The organism is Pseudomonas sp. 9AZ (assembly GCF_902506525.1).
Lineage (GTDB): Bacteria > Pseudomonadota > Gammaproteobacteria > Pseudomonadales > Pseudomonadaceae > Aquipseudomonas > Aquipseudomonas peli.
The window spans coordinates 3,879,955-3,897,126 of record NZ_LR733840.1 but is presented as its reverse complement, the minus strand read 5'-3'; the positions used below and the strand labels follow the sequence as shown (position 1 = coordinate 3,897,126).

Sequence of the window (17,172 nt, the reverse complement as noted above, 5' to 3'; positions counted from 1 at the left end):
GCCCGGCTTTTTGTTGTGCTGCGATCAGGCTTGCTGGAAGTCGTCGATCACTTCCTGGGCCGCACGAAAGGCATCGATGGCGGCCGGTACGCCGGCATACACCGCACAGTGCAGCAGGGTTTCGCGGATTTCCTCGACCGTGCAGCCATTGTTAAGCGCACCGCGCACGTGGCCCTTAAGCTCCTGCGGGCATTTCAGTGCAGTTAGCGCCGACAGCGTGATCAGGCTGCGGGTCTTGCGATCCAGCCCTTCGCGGGTCCATACACCGCCCCAGGCGTGTTCGTTAACGAAGTCCTGCAGCGGCTGGGTAAAGTCTGTGGCGTTACCCAGGGCGCGGTCGACAAACGCATCGCCCATCACTTCGCGGCGGACTTTTAGGCCCTGCTCATGGGTATCGCTCATCGGTTAAACCTCCTGGCCCTGCTGCTTGTGCCAGGCGCGGCCGGCAATGATCACCAGGGTCACGGCGGTCAGCGGCAGGGCGTAACCGAGCATGGCGTCGCCGAAGACCTCGGCGAACGGCTTGCCAGTCGACGACAGCACCAGGTAGACCGTATAGGCCACGTAGTAGGCGAGGAACAGCAGGCCTTCCCAACGGTTGATGCGGTAGCCGGCGAAGAAAATCGGCAGGCAGGCCACGGCCACGGCGATCATTACTGGGAAGTCGAAGGCCAGGGCGTTGGCTGCGACGTTGATCGCCTGCGGCGATACCATCGAGGCCAGGCCGAGCACGCAGAGCAGGTTGAAGATGTTGCTGCCGACGATGTTGCCCACGGCGATATCGCGCTCGCCCTTGATGGCCGCCATGATCGAGGTGGCCAGTTCCGGCAACGAGGTGCCGATGGCGACTACGGTCAGGCCGATCACCAGTTCCGAGATGCCCAGGGCGCGGGCCATGGTGACGGCGCTCTCGACCAGAAAGTTGGAGCCTGTGACCAGCAGCACCAGGCCAGCAATGATCAGGCCCAGATTAATTACCCAGGCGTAGGGTTTGGCCGGCTCATTGAGGCCGAACTCCTTGGCAAACTCGTCATCCTCATTGCTGCTCTTGTCGCGGCGCGAGCTGATAATCAGGAAGCCGGTATAGGCCAGAACGCCGGCAAACAGCAGGGCGCCGTCGAGGCGGCTGAGGCTGCCGTCCCAGGCCAGGGCGTAAACCACCAGGCTGGCACCGATCATGATCGGTACGTCCAGGCGGATCAGCTGGCGCGAGACGATCAGCGGTGCAACCACCGCGGTCAGGCCAAGAATCAGCAGGACGTTGGCGATATTGCTGCCAATCACGTTGCCAATCGCCAGGTCGCCACTGCCATTCAGGGCGGCTTGCACGCTGACGGCGGTTTCCGGTGCGCTGGTGCCAAATGCGACCACAGTGAGGCCGATGATCAGCGGCGGAATGCCGAATTGCGCCGCCAATTTGGCTGCGCCGCGGACCAGCACTTCTGCACCGGCCACCAGCAGCACCAGGCCGGCAATCAGATAAACAAAGGTCATCAGGGTCATTGCAAGGGGCTCCATAAAAGTGGCGCTAGTTTAATCATCGGCTTGCGTTACGCCAGAGGCTAGGCCGGGCTGTCCATGGCTTCTTTGTAAACAGCTGTGTTCAGTCGGCCAGTTGTTCCACGCGCACCGGCACTACGCCGTCGCGCAGCATATCCAGCTGTTCGGCGGCTTTTTGCGAGAGGTCGATGATACGCTTCTTGGCGTAGGGGCCGCGGTCGTTGATGCGTACCACCACTGTCTTGTCATTGCGCAGATTGGTCACCTGCACGCGGCTACCAAACGGCAGGGTGCGGTGTGCTGCGGTCAGTGCATTCTGGTCAAAGCGTTCGCCGCTGGCGGTCTTGTTATCGTGGTGCCGTGCGCCGTAAAAGGACGCCTGGCCCTCGGCGCGGTAACCCTGCGGGTCGACCTGGCCCTGGCTGGCGCAGGCGCTGAGCAGCAAGCTGGTGATGGCAATCAATAACAGGCGCATAGCGTCCCCTGAATGTGGAGGGCGGACAAAACAACGCCGGGTAGACCCGGCGTTGTGTCGTGCTGCAAGGCTCAAGCTTCGAGCTTTTTCTTCAACAGCTCGTTCACCTGGCCGGGGTTGGCCTTGCCCTTCGAGGCTTTCATGGCCTGGCCGACGAAGAAGCCGAACATCTTGCCGCGCTTGGCTTCATCCGCAGCCCTGTACTGTTCAACCTGTTCAGCGTTGGCGGCCAGTACTTCGTCCAGCATGGCTTCGATGGCGCCAGAGTCGGTGACCTGCTTGAGGCCTTTCTTCTCGATCACTTCGTCAGCGCTTGCACCTTCACCGGCGGCCAGGGCCTCGAAGACCATCTTAGCGATCTTGCCGCTGATGGTGTTGTCCTTGATGCGCAGGATCATCCCGCCCAGCTGCTCGGCGGAAACCGGCGACTGGTCGATTTCCAGGTTGTCCTTGTTGAGCAGGCTGGACAGCTCGCCCATCACCCAGTTGGCGGCTAGTTTGGCGTCGCTGCACACGGTGTTGACGGCTTCGAAGTAGTTGGCCAGTTCGCGGCTGGCGGCCAATACGTCGGCATCGTAGACGGACAGTCCGAACTCGCGCTCGAAACGTGCGCGCTTCTCGACCGGCAGCTCAGGCAGAGTGGCGCGCACTTCGTCGAGGAAGCTCTGCTCAATCACCACCGGCAGCAGGTCGGGGCAGGGGAAGTAACGGTAGTCGTTGGCTTCTTCCTTGCTGCGCATGGAGCGCGTTTGGTCCTTGTTTGGGTCGTACAGGCGAGTTTCCTGCACCACTTTGCCGCCGTCTTCGATCAGTTCGATTTGGCGCTGCACTTCATGGTTGATGGCTTTTTCGATAAAGCGGAACGAGTTGACGTTCTTGATCTCGGCGCGGGTGCCGAACTCGGCCTGGCCAACCGGGCGCACCGAGACGTTGCAGTCACAGCGCAGCGAGCCTTCGGCCATGTTGCCGTCGCAGATGCCGAGGTAGCGCACCAGCGCATGGATTGCCTTGACGTAGGCCACGGCTTCCTTGGCTGAGCGGATGTCCGGCTCGGAGACGATTTCCAGCAACGGCGTGCCGGCACGGTTGAGGTCGATGCCGCTCATGCCGTGGAAGTCTTCGTGCAGGCTCTTGCCGGCGTCTTCTTCCAGGTGCGCGCGGGTGATGCCGATGCGCTTCTGGGTGCCGTCTTCCAGGGTGATGTCGAGGAAGCCCTTGCCAACGATGGGGTGGTCCATCTGGCTGGTCTGGTAGCCCTTGGGTAGGTCTGGGTAGAAGTAGTTCTTGCGCGCAAAGATGTTGTGCGGGGCGATTTCGGCATCAATCGCCAGGCCGAATTTGCAGGCCATGCGCACGGCTTCGGCGTTCAGTGCCGGCAGGGTGCCAGGCATGCCGAGGTCAATCAGGCTGGCCTGGGTGTTGGGCTCGGCGCCGAAGGCGATGGCGCTGGCGGAAAAAATCTTCGATTGGGTGCTGAGCTGAGCGTGAATTTCCAGCCCGATTACGGTTTCCCATTGCATGTCAGTCGTCCTCAGAATCCAGCCGGAGCTTGTGTGTGCCAGTCAGTGACCTGTTGGTACTGATGGGCGACGTTGAGCAGGCGGCCTTCCTGGAAGTAAGGGGCGAGCAGTTGCACACCGACCGGCAAACCATCGACGAAGCCGGCAGGCATCGACAGGCCGGGGATGCCGGCGAGGTTGGCGGTGATGGTGTAGATGTCTTCCAGGTAGGCGGCGACCGGATCGTTGTTCTTCTCGCCGAGCTTCCAGGCCAGGTTTGGCGTGGTAGGGCCGAGGATCACGTCGACGTCATTGAAGGCGGCGACAAAATCATTCTTGATCAGGCGGCGGATCTTCTGCGCCTTCAGGTAGTAAGCGTCGTAGTAACCGGCGGACAGCGCGTAGGTGCCGACCATAATGCGGCGTTTTACTTCCGCACCGAAGCCTTCGCCGCGCGAGCGCTTGTACAGGTCTTCCAGATTCACCGGGTTTTCGCAGCGGTAGCCGAAGCGCACGCCGTCAAAGCGCGAGAGGTTGCTGCTGGCCTCGGCCGGGGCGATTACGTAGTAGGCGGGTATCGCGTGCTGCATGTTCGGCAAGCTGATTTCTTTAATGGTTGCGCCGAGCTTCTTTAGCTCTTCGACCACCGCCATCACCTTTTCGCCGATGCGCGCATCCAGGCCTGTGCCGAAGTATTCCTTCGGTAGACCGATGCGCAGGCCATTCAGTGGCTGGCTGAGTGCGGCCAGGTAGTCATCAACCGGCTGATCGACGCAGGTCGAGTCCTTGGCATCAAAACCGGCCATGGCTTGCAGCATCAGTGCGCAGTCTTCAGCCGTGCGGGCCAGTGGGCCGCCCTGGTCGAGGCTGGACGCATAGGCAATCATGCCCCAGCGCGACACACGGCCGTAGGTCGGCTTGATCCCGGTGAGGTTGGTCAGCGCCGCCGGCTGACGGATTGAGCCGCCGGTGTCGGTGCCGGTCGCTGCAGGCAGCAGGCGCGCGGCGACAGCGGCAGCCGAGCCGCCGGAAGAGCCGCCCGGTACGCGGGTCAGGTCCCAAGGGTTTTTCACCGCGCCGTAATGGCTGGATTCGTTGGCCGAGCCCATGGCGAATTCGTCCATGTTCAGCTTGCCCAGGGTCACGGTACCGGCGCTGGCGAGCTTCTCGACCACGGTTGCGTTATAGGGGGCCTTGAAACCGGTGAGGATTTTCGATGCGCAGCTGGTCAGCACGTCTTGCGTGCAGAACAGGTCCTTGTGACCGATCGGTGCGCCGAGCAGGGCGCCGTTCTCGCCGTTGGCGCGGCGGGCGTCAGCTGCGGTGGCTTGGCTCAGGGCCAGCTCCTCGGTGACGGTGATAAAGCTGTTGAGCTGCGGGTCGAGTTGGGCGATGCGCGCCAACAGGCTGCGGGTCAGCTCTTCAGACGAAAACTGTTTGTCGGCGAGTCCGCGGGCGATCTCGGCCAGGGTAAATTGATGCATGACTTGGCTTATCCCTTACTCGATGACTTTCGGAACCAGGTACAGGCCGTTTTCCACGGCGGGTGCGATGGCCTGATAGGCCTCGCGCTGGTTGCGTTCGGTGACCTGGTCGGCGCGTAGGCGCTGAGTGGCTTCCAGTGGGTGAGCCAGTGGTTCGATGCCGTCAGTATTGACCGCTTGCATCTGATCAATCAGGCCAAGAATGTTATTAAGGGTCTCGGTGGTACCCGGGATATCGGCTTCATTCAGGCCCAGTCGGGCCAGATGAGCGATTTTCTCCACGTCGGAGCGTTCAAGCGCCATCAGGTTTCTCCCTATATGAAGCAGCGCATTTGCTGGCCGCCTTTGGAAATGTGAACGGGTCGCCATGCACAGGTGCGCAGGGAACAGGTAGTGATAGGTGGTGGTCAAAGGTCGCGATGATGGGCCTTAAAACCCTGAAAAACCGGCAATCTAACATATTGGTGCCTTGCTCAAAATCCCTGCCGTTGTTAGAGTTTGCCGCACTTTTTAGCAGCGCCTTTACCGCGCTTCGCCTTTACCCACGCGTTGCCTAGGGTCCCTATCCCATGTTCAAAAAACTGCGTGGCATGTTTTCCAGCGATCTGTCGATTGACCTGGGCACTGCCAATACCCTGATTTATGTTCGCGAACGCGGCATTGTGCTGAACGAGCCGTCCGTGGTCGCCATCCGTACCCACGGTAACCAGAAGAGCGTTGTGGCGGTCGGAACCGAAGCCAAGCGCATGCTTGGCCGTACCCCCGGCAATATTGCCGCCATTCGTCCGATGAAAGACGGCGTGATCGCTGACTTCAGCGTCTGCGAGAAGATGCTGCAGTACTTCATCAACAAAGTTCACGAAAACAGCTTCCTGCAGCCGTCGCCGCGCGTGTTGATCTGCGTGCCGTGCAAATCCACCCAAGTGGAACGCCGCGCCATTCGCGAATCGGCCCTCGGTGCCGGTGCTCGTGAAGTGTTCCTGATCGAAGAGCCAATGGCTGCTGCTATCGGCGCCGGCTTGCCGGTAGAAGAAGCCCGCGGTTCGATGGTCGTCGACATCGGCGGTGGTACCACTGAAATCGCCCTGATCTCGCTCAATGGCGTGGTTTACGCTGAATCCGTACGTGTCGGCGGCGACCGCTTCGACGAAGCGATCATCACTTACGTGCGCCGTAATTACGGTTCGCTGATCGGTGAATCCACCGCTGAACGCATCAAGCAGGAAATCGGCACCGCATATGCCGGTGGTGAGCTGCGTGAAGTTGACGTGCGCGGCCGTAACCTGGCTGAAGGCGTACCGCGCAGCTTCACTCTGAACTCCAACGAAGTGCTCGAAGCGCTGCAGGAGTCCCTGGCGACTATCGTCCAGGCGGTGAAAAGCGCGCTGGAGCAATCGCCGCCAGAGCTGGCGTCCGACATTGCCGAGCGTGGCCTGGTGTTGACCGGTGGTGGCGCGCTGTTACGTGATCTGGACAAGCTGCTGTCGCAGGAAACCGGCCTGCCGGTTATCGTCGCTGAAGACCCGCTGACTTGCGTTGCACGCGGTGGCGGCAAGGCACTGGAGATGATGGATCGCCACACCATGGACTTGCTGTCCTCGGAATAAGCGCGACCGCTCCACGTCTTGAGCTGCAAGTCGGGTATCACCCGCTTGCAGCTTTTGTTTTGCTGCCTGACGCTGTGAGGAGCTGCTCATCAAACCGCTATTTGCCAAAGGTCCTTCGCTGGGTGTGCGCCTGCTGGTGTTCACCGTGCTGTCGGCTGCGCTGATGGTGGTCGATGCGCGCTTTACTCTGCTGCATCCGCTGCGCGCCCAGCTGGGGCTCATTGTTGAACCTGTGTATTGGGTTGGTCGGCTGCCCGTTCGGGTATGGGAAAGCGCGACGCAGGAGCTGAGCACGCGTAACGAGCTTGCCGCCGAAAATGAAAAGCTCAAGGCCGAGCAGTTGATGATGCAGCGCCGCCTGCAGAAACTCGCTGCGCTCACCGAGCAGAACGTGCGCCTGCGCGAGCTGCTCAATTCGGCCGCGCTGGTTGACGACGATGTACTGGCCACCGAACTGATTGGTATCGACCCCAATCCCTTTACCCACCGGATCCTGATCGACAAAGGTGAAAAAGATGGTGTGGTACTGGGTCAGCCCGTGCTGGATGCCCGCGGTCTGATGGGTCAGGTAGTCGAGGTCATGCCCTACACCTCGCGTGTACTGCTGCTGACCGATACCACCCACAGCATTCCCGTGCAGGTCAATCGCAACGGCCTGCGCGCCATCGCCAGTGGCACCGGTAACCCGGAGCGCCTGGAGTTGCGCCATGTTGCTGACACGGCGGATATCAAAGAAGGCGATCTGCTGGTCAGCTCTGGCCTTGGCCAGCGCTTCCCAGCCGGTTATCCGGTGGCCATGGTGTCCGAAGTGATCCACGACTCCGGTCAGCCTTTTGCGATTGTCCGTGCAGTGCCCACGGCCACGCTGAACCGCAGCCGCTATATGCTGCTGGTCTTCACCGATCCGCGTACGCCGGAGCAGCGCGCCACTGAGTCAGCGCAGGCGCAGGAAGCCCTGGACCGTGAAATTCTGCAGCAGGCGCAACCCGAACAACCTGCGGTCCCCGCACCCGCAGCGCCCGCCAATCCGACGGAGGCCACGCAATAATGGCCGCACGATCAAGCAATATCTGGGTGGTCTGGCTGACACTTGCTGTGGCGCTGCTGCTTAGCGTGTCGAGCATGCCCAAGTTCATGGAGCTGGGGCGGCCGCTCTGGTTGGCATTGTTTCTGACCTACTGGGTCTTGGCCGTGCCGCATCGTGTGGGCATGACTACGGCCTGGGTTATTGGCCTGTTAGCTGATGTGCTGAATGGCACCTTGCTCGGCCAAAATGCGCTGATCCTGACTCTGATTACTTTTCTGGTGCTGACCCTGCATCAGCGTCTGCGCATGTTCCCCATGTGGCAGCAAAGCACCGTACTGCTGGTGGTGTTCGGTTTGGCGCAGCTGGTGCAGCTGTGGCTGAACGCGCTAACCGGCAGTCGCCCGCCAACCTTGACCTTTGTCTTGCCAGCGCTGGTCAGTGCGCTGCTCTGGCCTTGGGTCTGCACTTTGCTGCGCGGGCTGCATCAGCGTTTGGGCGTCAATTAAGCAAGGCCGCTGGGCCTTGCGTTTATCCGACAGGGAGAAGTCAGCATGGCCACCCTCTACCTCGCCTCCGGATCGCCGCGTCGCCGCGAGCTGTTGACGCAGATTGCTGTGCCCTTCCTCACGCAAATCGCACCGATTGATGAAAATGCATTGCCAGACGAGTCACCAATCGCCTATGTAGAGCGTCTGGCGCTTAGCAAAGCGCAAGCTGGACTGGCTGCATTGACCGATACCGCGGATACCGCGGATGCCGTGGTGCTCGGTGCAGATACGGCAGTGGTGCTTGATGGACGAATTCTTGGCAAGCCGACCGACCGCGCCGATGCGCTGGCGACGCTCAATGATCTGTCTGGGCGAACCCATGAGGTGCTGACGGCTGTGGCGCTGGTCAGCCGCGAACGCCAGGTGTCGCGGGTGGTCACAAGCCAGGTGACCTTCCGCGCGTTGAGCCAAGCCGAAATCGAGGCTTACTGGGCCAGCGGCGAGCCGCAGGACAAGGCCGGGTGTTACGGTATTCAGGGCCTTGCTGCGGTGTTTGTCAGCCAGTTGCAGGGCAGTTATTCGGCGGTGGTGGGTTTGCCGCTGTGTGAAACTGCCGCGTTGCTCGCAGAATTTGCTATTCCGTGCTGGCAGTCGCTGCCAGTTCACAGTCAAGAGGTTGCGGGTCGCGGGTGAGTGACCGCCATTATCGGCGCAGTCCCTGGGCTTTCAGCTTTATCTCAGAAGAGATGAGCGCATGAGTGAAGAGATCCTGATCAATATCACGCCGATGGAATCGCGCGTGGCGGTGGTGGAAAACGGCGTACTGCAGGAAGTGCACGTAGAGCGCACGCAGAAACGTGGCATCGTCGGCAATATCTACAAAGGCAAAGTGGTGCGCGTACTGCCGGGCATGCAAGCGGCTTTTATCGATATCGGCCTCGAACGTGCAGCATTTATTCACGCGGCGGAAATTTCCACCCGTGAAGGCTCGGCGGTGGAAAGCATCAGCGCTCTGGTGCATGAAGGCCAGAGCCTGGTCGTGCAAGTGACCAAGGATCCGATTGGCAGTAAGGGCGCGCGTCTGACCACCCAGCTGTCGATTCCCTCGCGCTACCTGGTCTATATGCCGCGCACCGCCCACGTTGGCATCTCGCTGAAAATTGAAGACGAAGCCGAGCGCGAGCGCCTAAAACAGGTGGTGGCCGATTGCGTGGCGGCAGAAGGCATCGAGGAAGCCGGTGGTTTTATTCTGCGCACGGCGGCTGATGGTGCCGGTGCCGATGAGATCCTTGCAGACATCCGTTACCTACGCCGCCTGTGGGAACAGATCGCCACGCAGATGAAGGTCGGCCCGACGCCGCTGGTGATCTATGAAGATCTGTCCCTTGCACTGCGTACCCTGCGTGATCTGGTCAACCCGAAAATCGAGAAGATTCGCGTCGATTCGCGCGAGACTTTCGGCAAGATCACTCAGTTCGTTGATGAGTTGATGCCGGAAATCGCTGACCGCCTTGAGCATTACCCCGGTGAACGGCCGATCTTCGATCTGTATGGCGTTGAGGATGAAATCCAGAAGGCCCTGGAGCGCAAGGTGCCGCTCAAGTCCGGAGGTTACCTGATCATCGATCCAGCCGAGGCAATGAGCACCATTGATGTGAATACCGGCGCGTTCGTCGGCCACCGCACGCTGGAAGAGACCATCTTCAAGACCAACCTGGAAGCCGCCACCGCGATTGCTCGCCAGCTGCGCCTGCGCAATATCGGCGGGATCATCATCATCGACTTCATCGACATGGAAGATGAAGAGCACCAGCGCCAGGTACTGCGTACCTTGGAGAAGCAGCTGGAGCGCGACCATGCCAAGACCAATATCATCGGCATCACCGAGCTGGGCCTGGTGCAGATGACCCGCAAGCGCACCCGAGAGAGCCTTGAACAGGTGCTCTGCGAGCCGTGCAGCGCCTGTCAGGGTCGCGGCAAGCTGAAAACGGCGGAGACCACCTGCTACGAAATCTTCCGCGAAATTCTGCGTGAGGCGCGGGCCTATCAACCGGAAGGTTATCGCGTGTTGGCCAATCAGAAAGTGGTCGACCGCCTGCTCGATGAAGAGTCGGGCAACGTCGCCGATCTCGAAGCTTTTATCGGCCGCACCATCAAGTTCCAGGTTGAAACCATGTATTCCCAGGAACAGTACGATGTGGTGCTGCTCTGATATGCGCGTTTACCGCCTGGGCGTGAACTGAATGGCCGCGTTGGCGCGCTGGGTTACCTTGCTGCTGCGTACGGCATTGGGGCTGTGCGCTTTGACGCTGGTATTGGCGGCGCTGTATGTCAGCCTCGGGCGCGAGCTGGTGCCGCTGGTCGCCGAATACCGTCTGGAAGCCGAAGACAAGGCCCGTCAAGCTTTGGCCATGCCGGTGCAGATCGGTGAATTGGAAGGCCTCTGGCAGGGTTTTTCACCCGTACTTACCGCTCACGATGTTGCGCTCGGTGAGGGTGCAGGCGCCTTGCAGCTGGATCAGGTGCGCGTAGTGCCTGATGTGCTGGCTAGCCTGCTGACGCGTCAGTTGCGCATTGCCCGGCTTGAGCTGGATGGCGTGCAGCTGGTCGTGCAGCAAGCTGAAGACGGCAGCTGGTCGCTCAAGGGCTTACCGCAGCGCAATGAACCCGCGCCGCTCGATCTGGCTCAGGTGCTGACACAGTCGCAGATGCTCAAGCGCCTGTCGCTGTTCAACAGCCAAGTCACCATACAGGCCTTCGATCAGCCGGCACGAACCCTGACCTATGTAAACCTCACCCTGCGTAACGGCAGCGCGCGTCAGCGCCTGGACGGCCGCCTGCTGTTGCCCGATGGCCAGCCGCTTGCCCTGCAGTTGCGCACACGTATAAACGCCAAGCACCGGCAAGACGCCCAAGCCGAGCTGTATCTGAGCCTGCCGCAGAGCGATTGGGCGGCCTGGGTGCCGACGAGCCTGTTGGCGCAATGGCGGCTTGAGCAGTTGCAGCTGGGCGGTGAGGTCTGGCTGAGCTGGGCCAATGGCGGCGTGCAGCGGGCTGTCAGTCGCCTGCATGTGCCACAACTCAAGGCCGGCTACGCCGAACGCGAGTCGGTGGCGCTGAATAATCTGGCGCTGAATGCTTATTTCACCCGCACCGAGCAAGGCTTCAAGTTGCTCCTGGATGATCTGGCGTTCAGTCGGGGTGAACAGCGTTGGGGCGATGTCCGTCTTGCATTGACCCAGCAGGCAGAGAGCGCAGAAGTACAGGAACAATGGTTGCTGAGTGCTGATCGCCTTGATCTGGCGCCGCTTCAGCCCTTGGTGGCAGGGCTTGCACCACTGCCGGATAAGGGGCTGGCGCTGCTTGAACAACTCAAACCGCATGGCGCGCTGCGCAATCTTCAACTCGACTACCGGCCGCGGTTGATCGATGGCAAACGCCTGCAGTTCTCGGCCAATCTAGAACGCATCGGTTTTGCCGCATACCTTGGCTCGCCGGCCGCAGAAAATGTCAGCGGCAGCATCAGCGGTGATCTCGGACAAGGTGAGTTACGCCTGGACAGCGAAAATTTTTCCCTGCACCTCGACACCCTGTTCCCTAAACCTTGGGTCTACCAGAAAGCCAACGCCTTGCTGACCTGGCAGATTGACGAGCACGCCTTCACCTTACGCAGTCCGTACCTGCGTGTGCAGGGTGAGGAGGGGCCGGTCGCCGGTGACTTCCTCATCCGCCTGCGTGTTGACCCGACGCAGGAAGATTACATGGACCTGCGTGTCGGGCTGCGCAACGGCGATGCGCGCTTTACCGAGAAATACCTGCCAAGCCGTGCGCCGGGCATGAGTGCTGACTTGGATGCTTGGTTGAAAAGTGCCATCCGGGGTGGCGCGGTGGATGAAGGCTATTTCCAATACCAGGGTTCGCTGAACAAAGGTGCAGAAAATGCTGCGCGCAGCATCAGCCTGTTCTTTGCTGTGCATGATGCCGAGTTGGCCTTTCAGCCCGGCTGGCCAGCCCTGCGTGAAGGCCGTGGTCGTGTCTTGATCGAGGACACCGGCGTACGCGTTGAGTTGGCCGAAGGGCGCATTCTCGATAGCCAGGTGAGCGATGCTCAGGCATTGATTGCGACGGCATTGCCGGGCCAGCCGCCGCGTCTGTTGCTGACCAGTGAGCTGAGCAGCAACGTTGAGGATGCCCTGCATATCCTGCAACAGGCGCCGATAGGCACTGCTGAAACGTTTGCGGGATGGGCGGGTGCAGGTGCGCTGGCCGGCAAGCTCAAGCTTGATCTGCCGCTGCGCAAGGGCTTAGCTCCGGCAGTGGTGGTGGATTTCGCTACTGAAAGCGCACAACTCAGCTTGCCCAATCCGCCGCTGCAATTCAGTCAGTTGCAAGGCGCGTTCCGTTACAACACCGCCAGTGGCCTGAGCGCCCCGGATATTCGTGCCCAAGTGCTGGGTCATGCAGTGCGCGGCAAAGCATTGGCCGAAGGCGCACGAGGTAAAGCACGCAGCCGTATAGAGGCCAGCGGGGAGATTGCCGTCAAAGAACTGAGCACTTGGCTGGGGGTGACCCAGCCGCTGCCCATCAGCGGTACGCTGCCGTATCGCCTCAACCTGATTCTCGAGGGGGCCGACAGTCAACTGCGCGTGAGTTCATCCCTCAAAGGCGCGACGGTGGCCTTGCCTGCACCGTTCGGCAAGGCCGCTGCCGAGGCGCGGGCGACGCAGTGGCGTATGAGCCTGGGCGGTCGTGAGCAGCGCTACTGGTTGGATTACGCCGATTTACTGAGCCTGACCTTCGCTGCTGGCCCAGGTCAGTTCAATCAGGGGCGTGGTGAGATTCGCTTGGCCGACGGTCCAGCCAGCCTGCCTACCAGCCAAGGCTTGCGCGTGCGTGGGCGCGTGACAGAGCTGGATTGGTCGGCCTGGCAGGCGGTGTTGCAGCCCTATGCCAGCGTGCCGATCGGTGATGCACAGCGACTGTTCAAGGATGCGCAGCTGCGTATTGGGCGTTTCAGCGGCTTTGGTATCAGCCTCGATACGCTGGAGGTCGCGGTTCAGCGTGAGGCAGCCACCTGGGCAGTCAGCCTCGACAGCCCGCAGCTCAAAGGCCAGGTCGGCTTGCCGGATGCCCATGAGCTGCCGATTGCTTTGACACTCGACTATCTGCGCTTACCAGCGGCAGAGAAGAAAATCGCCGGCGAGCCGGTAGTCGATGCGCCCGATCCGCTGGCCAGTTTCGATCCGAGCCGTTTCCCAGCGCTGGACGTGCGCATCGCCGAGGTCTATCAAGGCATCGAACCGCTGGGCAGCTGGTCGCTCAAAGCGCGCCCGGTCAGTGCCGGTGTGCATTTCAACGAGTTGGACCTCAACCTCAAAGGCCTGAAGATTGGCGGCCGCGCCACCTGGCTAAACGCCGCAAATGGTGTGCGCACGAGCTACAAGGGGCGCATGGAAGGTGCCGATCTGGCCGATGTGCTGATCGCCTGGGGCTTTGCACCGACCGCCAGCAGCCGCGACTTTCATATGGATGTCGAGGGTGATTGGCCCGGCTCGCCGGCCTGGTTCGGCTTGAAGCGTTTCAGCGGTACGCTGGATGCTTCGCTGCGCAAAGGCCAGTTCTCCGAGGTGGAGGGGCCGGCTTCGGCGTTGCGGGTTTTCGGCCTGTTGAATTTCAACTCGATCGGTCGACGCCTGCGCCTGGATTTCTCCGACCTGCTTGGCAAGGGCCTGAGCTATGACCGAGTTAAGGGATTGCTGGTGGCCGATAACGGTGTATTCGTAACCCGTGAGCCGATCACCCTTGAAGGCCCATCGAGTAATCTGGAGCTAAATGGCACCCTGGATATGGCCAATGACCGTATCGATGCCAAGTTGTTGGTGACCTTGCCGGTGACCAACAACCTGCCACTGGCTGCGCTGATAGTCGGTGCGCCTGCCATCGGTGGTGCGCTGTTTATCGCCGATAAGCTGCTGGGTGACCGCGTGGCGCGCTTTGCCAGTGTGCAGTACGACGTCAAGGGTGCTTGGCAGAATCCGGACATCAGCTTCGACAAACCCTTCGAAAAACCTCAGTAAACCGTGCATGGCTGATATGCAGCCGTGCAGTCTGCAGGTATGGCTTGTAAGCTGAAGCCATACCGACATTGAGATAAAGGCAGTCATGACCTTCGCAGTCATTCAAATGGTCAGCCAGGCCGATGTCCTGGCCAATCTGGCGCAGGCTCGGCAGTTGCTCGAACAGGCCGCTGCGCAAGGTGCACGGCTTGCGGTGTTACCGGAAAATTTTGCCGCCATGGGCCGGCGTGACCAAGCCGTGCTGGGGCGTGCCGAAGCGCTGGGTGAGGGGCCGATTCTGCCCTGGCTGCAACAGGCCGCCCGCGACCTGGGCTTGTGGATAGTCGCCGGTACCTTGCCCTTACCGCCGGATGGCCAGCCCGACGCCAAGGCGCATGCCTGCTCCCTGCTGATCGATAATGCCGGCCAACGCGTGGCCCGTTATGACAAGCTGCACCTGTTTGATGTGGATGTCAGCGACAGCCATGGCCGTTACCGCGAGTCGGATGATTACGCCTTCGGCGCTCAGGTCGTCGTTGCCGATACTCCGGTCGGGCGCTTGGGTATGACCGTTTGCTATGACCTGCGCTTTCCCGAGTTGTACAGTGCCCTGCGCGCAGCCGGTGCAGAGCTGATCTGCGCGCCTGCGGCCTTTACTGCGGTTACCGGAGCAGCACATTGGCAGATACTCACCCGCGCGCGGGCCATCGAAACCCAGTGTTATGTGCTGGCGGCTGGACAGGGCGGCATCCATCCTGGCGGGCGCGAAACCTTTGGTCATTCAGCACTGGTCGATCCCTGGGGGCGCGTGCTCGCCGAGCTGCCGCAGGGGCCGGGTGTACTGCTGGCCGAACGAGATGCAGCCGAGCAGGCGGCGATCCGCCAGCGCATGCCGGTGGCGCGGCATAAACGATTTTTTGCGGCAGCCGAACCACGGCTGCCAGGTGCAACAGTCATCAACGAGATTGAGCAATGAACAGTATGTTGGTATCCGTCAGTGAACATCTGCTGGGGCCGGGCGGCTTGACCATTGAGCACCTGCCTGCGGTCCTGGCTGACTTGGCCGGGCCGGGAATCGATGCGGCCGACCTGTACTTCCAGAGCCAGGTCTCAGAAACCTGGGCGCTGGAAGACGGCATCGTCAAGGAAGGCAGTTTCAACCTCGATCAGGGTGTCGGTGTACGCGCTCAGTCAGGTGAGAAAACTGGTTTTGCCTACAGCAATGCGATCACAGCCGATGCCCTGAGTCAGGCTGCGCGAGCTGCCCGTTCGATTGCTCGTGCCGGGCAGAACGGTCGCGTGCAAGCGTTCAGCAGCCCGCTGGTCAAACCGCTGTATGCCCAGGACAACCCGCTGGATGTGCTGGGACGGGCGGAAAAGGTCGAGCTGCTCAAGCGCATCGACGTTGCCACCCGCGCCCTTGACCCCCGCATCAAGCAGGTCTCGGTCAGCTTGGCCGGGGTGTGGGATCGCGTTCTGGTGGCGGCGAATGACGGCAGCCTGGGCGCGGACATCCGCCCGCTGGTGCGCTTCAATGTCAGCGTGATCGTCGAGCAGAACGGTCGTCGCGAGCGCGGCAGCCAAGGCGGCGGCGGGCGTACCGATTACCGCTACTTCCTCGAACAGACCAGCAATAACGAAGAGCGCGCCATGGGCTATGCCCGTGAGGCGCTGCGTCAAGCGCTGGTCAATCTGGAAGCGATTCCAGCCCCAGCAGGCACGATGCCCGTAGTGATGGGCGCCGGTTGGTCTGGCGTGCTGCTGCACGAGGCCGTCGGTCATGGCCTGGAGGGCGACTTCAACCGTAAAGGCAGTTCGGCCTACAGCGGCCGCATGGGCGAGCAGGTGGCGTCCAGCCTGTGCACCATCGTCGACGATGGCACCCTGGCCGAGCGCCGTGGTTCCCTGAGCATGGACGATGAAGGCACCCAGACCCAGTGCACCACGCTGATCGAGAACGGCGTGCTCAAGGGCTACATGCAGGACAAGCTGAATGCCCGCCTGATGGGCGTGGCCTGCACCGGTAACGGTCGTCGTGAGTCCTACGCGCACCTGCCTATGCCACGCATGACCAACACGTACATGCTGGCCGGCGAAAGCGACCCGGAAGAAATCATCCGTTCGGTGAAGAAGGGCATCTACTGCGCCAACCTCGGCGGCGGCCAGGTGGATATCACCAGCGGCAAGTTCGTGTTCTCCACCAGCGAGGCTTACCTGATCGAAGACGGTAAGATCACCGCCCCGGTTAAAGGCGCCACCCTGATCGGCAATGGCCCGGAAGCCATGAGCAAGGTGTCGATGGTTGGTAACGACCTAGCGCTGGACAGCGGCGTTGGCACCTGCGGCAAGGACGGCCAATCGGTGCCGGTTGGCGTGGGCCAGCCGACGCTGAAGATTGATGCGATTACGGTGGGCGGTACGGGCAGCTAAAAATCGTCGATTGGGTTGAGCGTTGCGCAGCCCAATCGATGTGCTGGTTTAGCGCAAGCCGCGCTGGGTTTCGTCCAGCTCGCGGATGTATTTGAAGATTTTGCGGGACGCGGCAGGCGCTTTGTTCTGCGCCAGTTCGTGCTGGCCCTGACGGATCAGCTGGCGCAGGTGCTGGCGGTCGGCGTCGGGGTATTCGACGACAAATTTTTCCAGGGTGTCGTCGTCGCCGTTGAGCAGGCGGTCACGCCAGCGTTCCAGGTTATGAAAACGTTCGTTGTACTGGCGGGTTGAGGCATCCAGCTGGTCGAGCAGGGTCAGGATGGCTGGGATGTCCTGGTCGCGCATCAAGCGGCCAATAAACTGCACATGGCGCTTCTTCGCGGCATTGGCGGTGTGTTTGGGCGCTTCGGCCAGCGCGCGGCGCAGCTCGTCGGTCAGCGGCAGCTTGTTTAGCAGATCAAGTTTCAGGGTAGTCAGGCGTTGCCCCAGATCCTGCAACGCATGAAACTCGCGCTTGATCTGGGTTTTGCTCTTCTCGCCGGAGAAGTCGTCGTCAAGGTATTCAGACATGGTGGCGGTCCAGTGGAAAACGCCGACATGATAGCA

Annotated in this window: 15 protein-coding genes; 8 read left to right on the top strand and 7 right to left on the bottom strand. The window is 61.1% G+C overall.

Annotated elements, in window-relative coordinates:
- Window positions 1-24 precede the first annotated feature (24 nt).
- The 6 genes from pcaC to gatC form a co-directional block, all read right to left on the bottom strand.
- Window positions 25-402: a 4-carboxymuconolactone decarboxylase gene (gene pcaC / locus ALTER154_RS18120; RefSeq protein WP_090255548.1), complete on the bottom strand. Its 378-nt coding sequence runs from the start codon at window positions 400-402 to the stop codon at window positions 25-27.
- Window positions 403-405: 3 nt separating this feature from the next.
- The gene (locus tag ALTER154_RS18115; protein WP_160089150.1) at window positions 406-1,503 is read right to left on the bottom strand and encodes a calcium/sodium antiporter; all 1,098 of its coding nucleotides are present in this window, start codon (window positions 1,501-1,503) and stop codon (window positions 406-408) included.
- Window positions 1,504-1,603: 100 nt separating this feature from the next.
- Window positions 1,604-1,975 (bottom strand): septal ring lytic transglycosylase RlpA family protein, encoded by a 372-nt coding sequence (locus ALTER154_RS18110; protein WP_160089148.1) that lies wholly within the window; start codon window positions 1,973-1,975, stop codon window positions 1,604-1,606.
- A 71-nt stretch (window positions 1,976-2,046) separates the two neighbouring features.
- Window positions 2,047-3,495 (bottom strand): Asp-tRNA(Asn)/Glu-tRNA(Gln) amidotransferase subunit GatB, encoded by a 1,449-nt coding sequence (gene gatB, locus ALTER154_RS18105; RefSeq protein WP_160089146.1) that lies wholly within the window; start codon window positions 3,493-3,495, stop codon window positions 2,047-2,049.
- Between the two features lie 11 nt (window positions 3,496-3,506).
- Window positions 3,507-4,958, bottom strand: coding sequence for an Asp-tRNA(Asn)/Glu-tRNA(Gln) amidotransferase subunit GatA (gene gatA, locus ALTER154_RS18100; RefSeq protein WP_160089144.1), 1,452 nt, complete (start codon window positions 4,956-4,958; stop codon window positions 3,507-3,509).
- A gap of 15 nt (window positions 4,959-4,973) precedes the next feature.
- Complete coding sequence (gatC, locus tag ALTER154_RS18095; protein ID WP_160089142.1) at window positions 4,974-5,261, bottom strand: Asp-tRNA(Asn)/Glu-tRNA(Gln) amidotransferase subunit GatC; 288 nt, start codon at window positions 5,259-5,261, stop codon at window positions 4,974-4,976.
- A gap of 266 nt (window positions 5,262-5,527) precedes the next feature.
- On the opposite strand from gatC, the gene mreB reads away from it, so the two are divergent.
- The 8 genes from mreB (at window position 5,528) to tldD (ending at window position 16,566) form a co-directional block, all read left to right on the top strand.
- Entirely contained in the window at window positions 5,528-6,565 is a 1,038-nt protein-coding gene (mreB, locus tag ALTER154_RS18090; protein ID WP_090255536.1) for a rod shape-determining protein MreB, read from the top strand.
- Between the two features lie 124 nt (window positions 6,566-6,689).
- A complete protein-coding gene (mreC, locus tag ALTER154_RS18085) occupies window positions 6,690-7,613 on the top strand; it encodes a rod shape-determining protein MreC (RefSeq protein WP_372239933.1) in 924 nt (307 codons plus the stop codon).
- On the top strand, window positions 7,613-8,098 hold the full coding sequence (gene mreD / locus ALTER154_RS18080) for a rod shape-determining protein MreD (protein ID WP_090255532.1): 486 nt from the start codon (window positions 7,613-7,615) through the stop codon (window positions 8,096-8,098). The genes mreC and mreD overlap by 1 nt, the downstream gene beginning before the upstream one ends.
- Window positions 8,099-8,143: 45 nt before the next feature.
- Complete coding sequence (locus ALTER154_RS18075) at window positions 8,144-8,773, top strand: nucleoside triphosphate pyrophosphatase (RefSeq protein ID WP_160089140.1); 630 nt, start codon at window positions 8,144-8,146, stop codon at window positions 8,771-8,773.
- A gap of 61 nt (window positions 8,774-8,834) precedes the next feature.
- Window positions 8,835-10,292, top strand: coding sequence for a ribonuclease G (gene rng / locus ALTER154_RS18070; RefSeq protein ID WP_160089138.1), 1,458 nt, complete (start codon window positions 8,835-8,837; stop codon window positions 10,290-10,292).
- A 31-nt stretch (window positions 10,293-10,323) separates the two neighbouring features.
- The gene (locus ALTER154_RS18065) at window positions 10,324-14,157 is read left to right on the top strand and encodes a YhdP family protein (protein WP_160089136.1); all 3,834 of its coding nucleotides are present in this window, start codon (window positions 10,324-10,326) and stop codon (window positions 14,155-14,157) included.
- Between the two features lie 85 nt (window positions 14,158-14,242).
- Window positions 14,243-15,112 carry a carbon-nitrogen hydrolase family protein gene (locus ALTER154_RS18060; RefSeq protein WP_160089134.1) on the top strand — a complete coding sequence of 290 codons (870 nt, stop codon included), beginning with the start codon at window positions 14,243-14,245 and terminating at the stop codon, window positions 15,110-15,112.
- Window positions 15,109-16,566, top strand: a complete 1,458-nt coding sequence (gene tldD, locus ALTER154_RS18055; protein WP_160089132.1) for a metalloprotease TldD — start codon at window positions 15,109-15,111, stop codon at window positions 16,564-16,566. The genes ALTER154_RS18060 and tldD overlap by 4 nt, the downstream gene beginning before the upstream one ends.
- 48 nt (window positions 16,567-16,614) lie before the next feature.
- Here the strand turns inward: tldD and yjgA are convergent, their stop codons facing one another.
- A complete protein-coding gene (gene yjgA, locus ALTER154_RS18050; RefSeq protein WP_160089130.1) occupies window positions 16,615-17,136 on the bottom strand; it encodes a ribosome biogenesis factor YjgA in 522 nt (173 codons plus the stop codon).
- Between the last annotated feature and the right edge of the window lie 36 nt (window positions 17,137-17,172).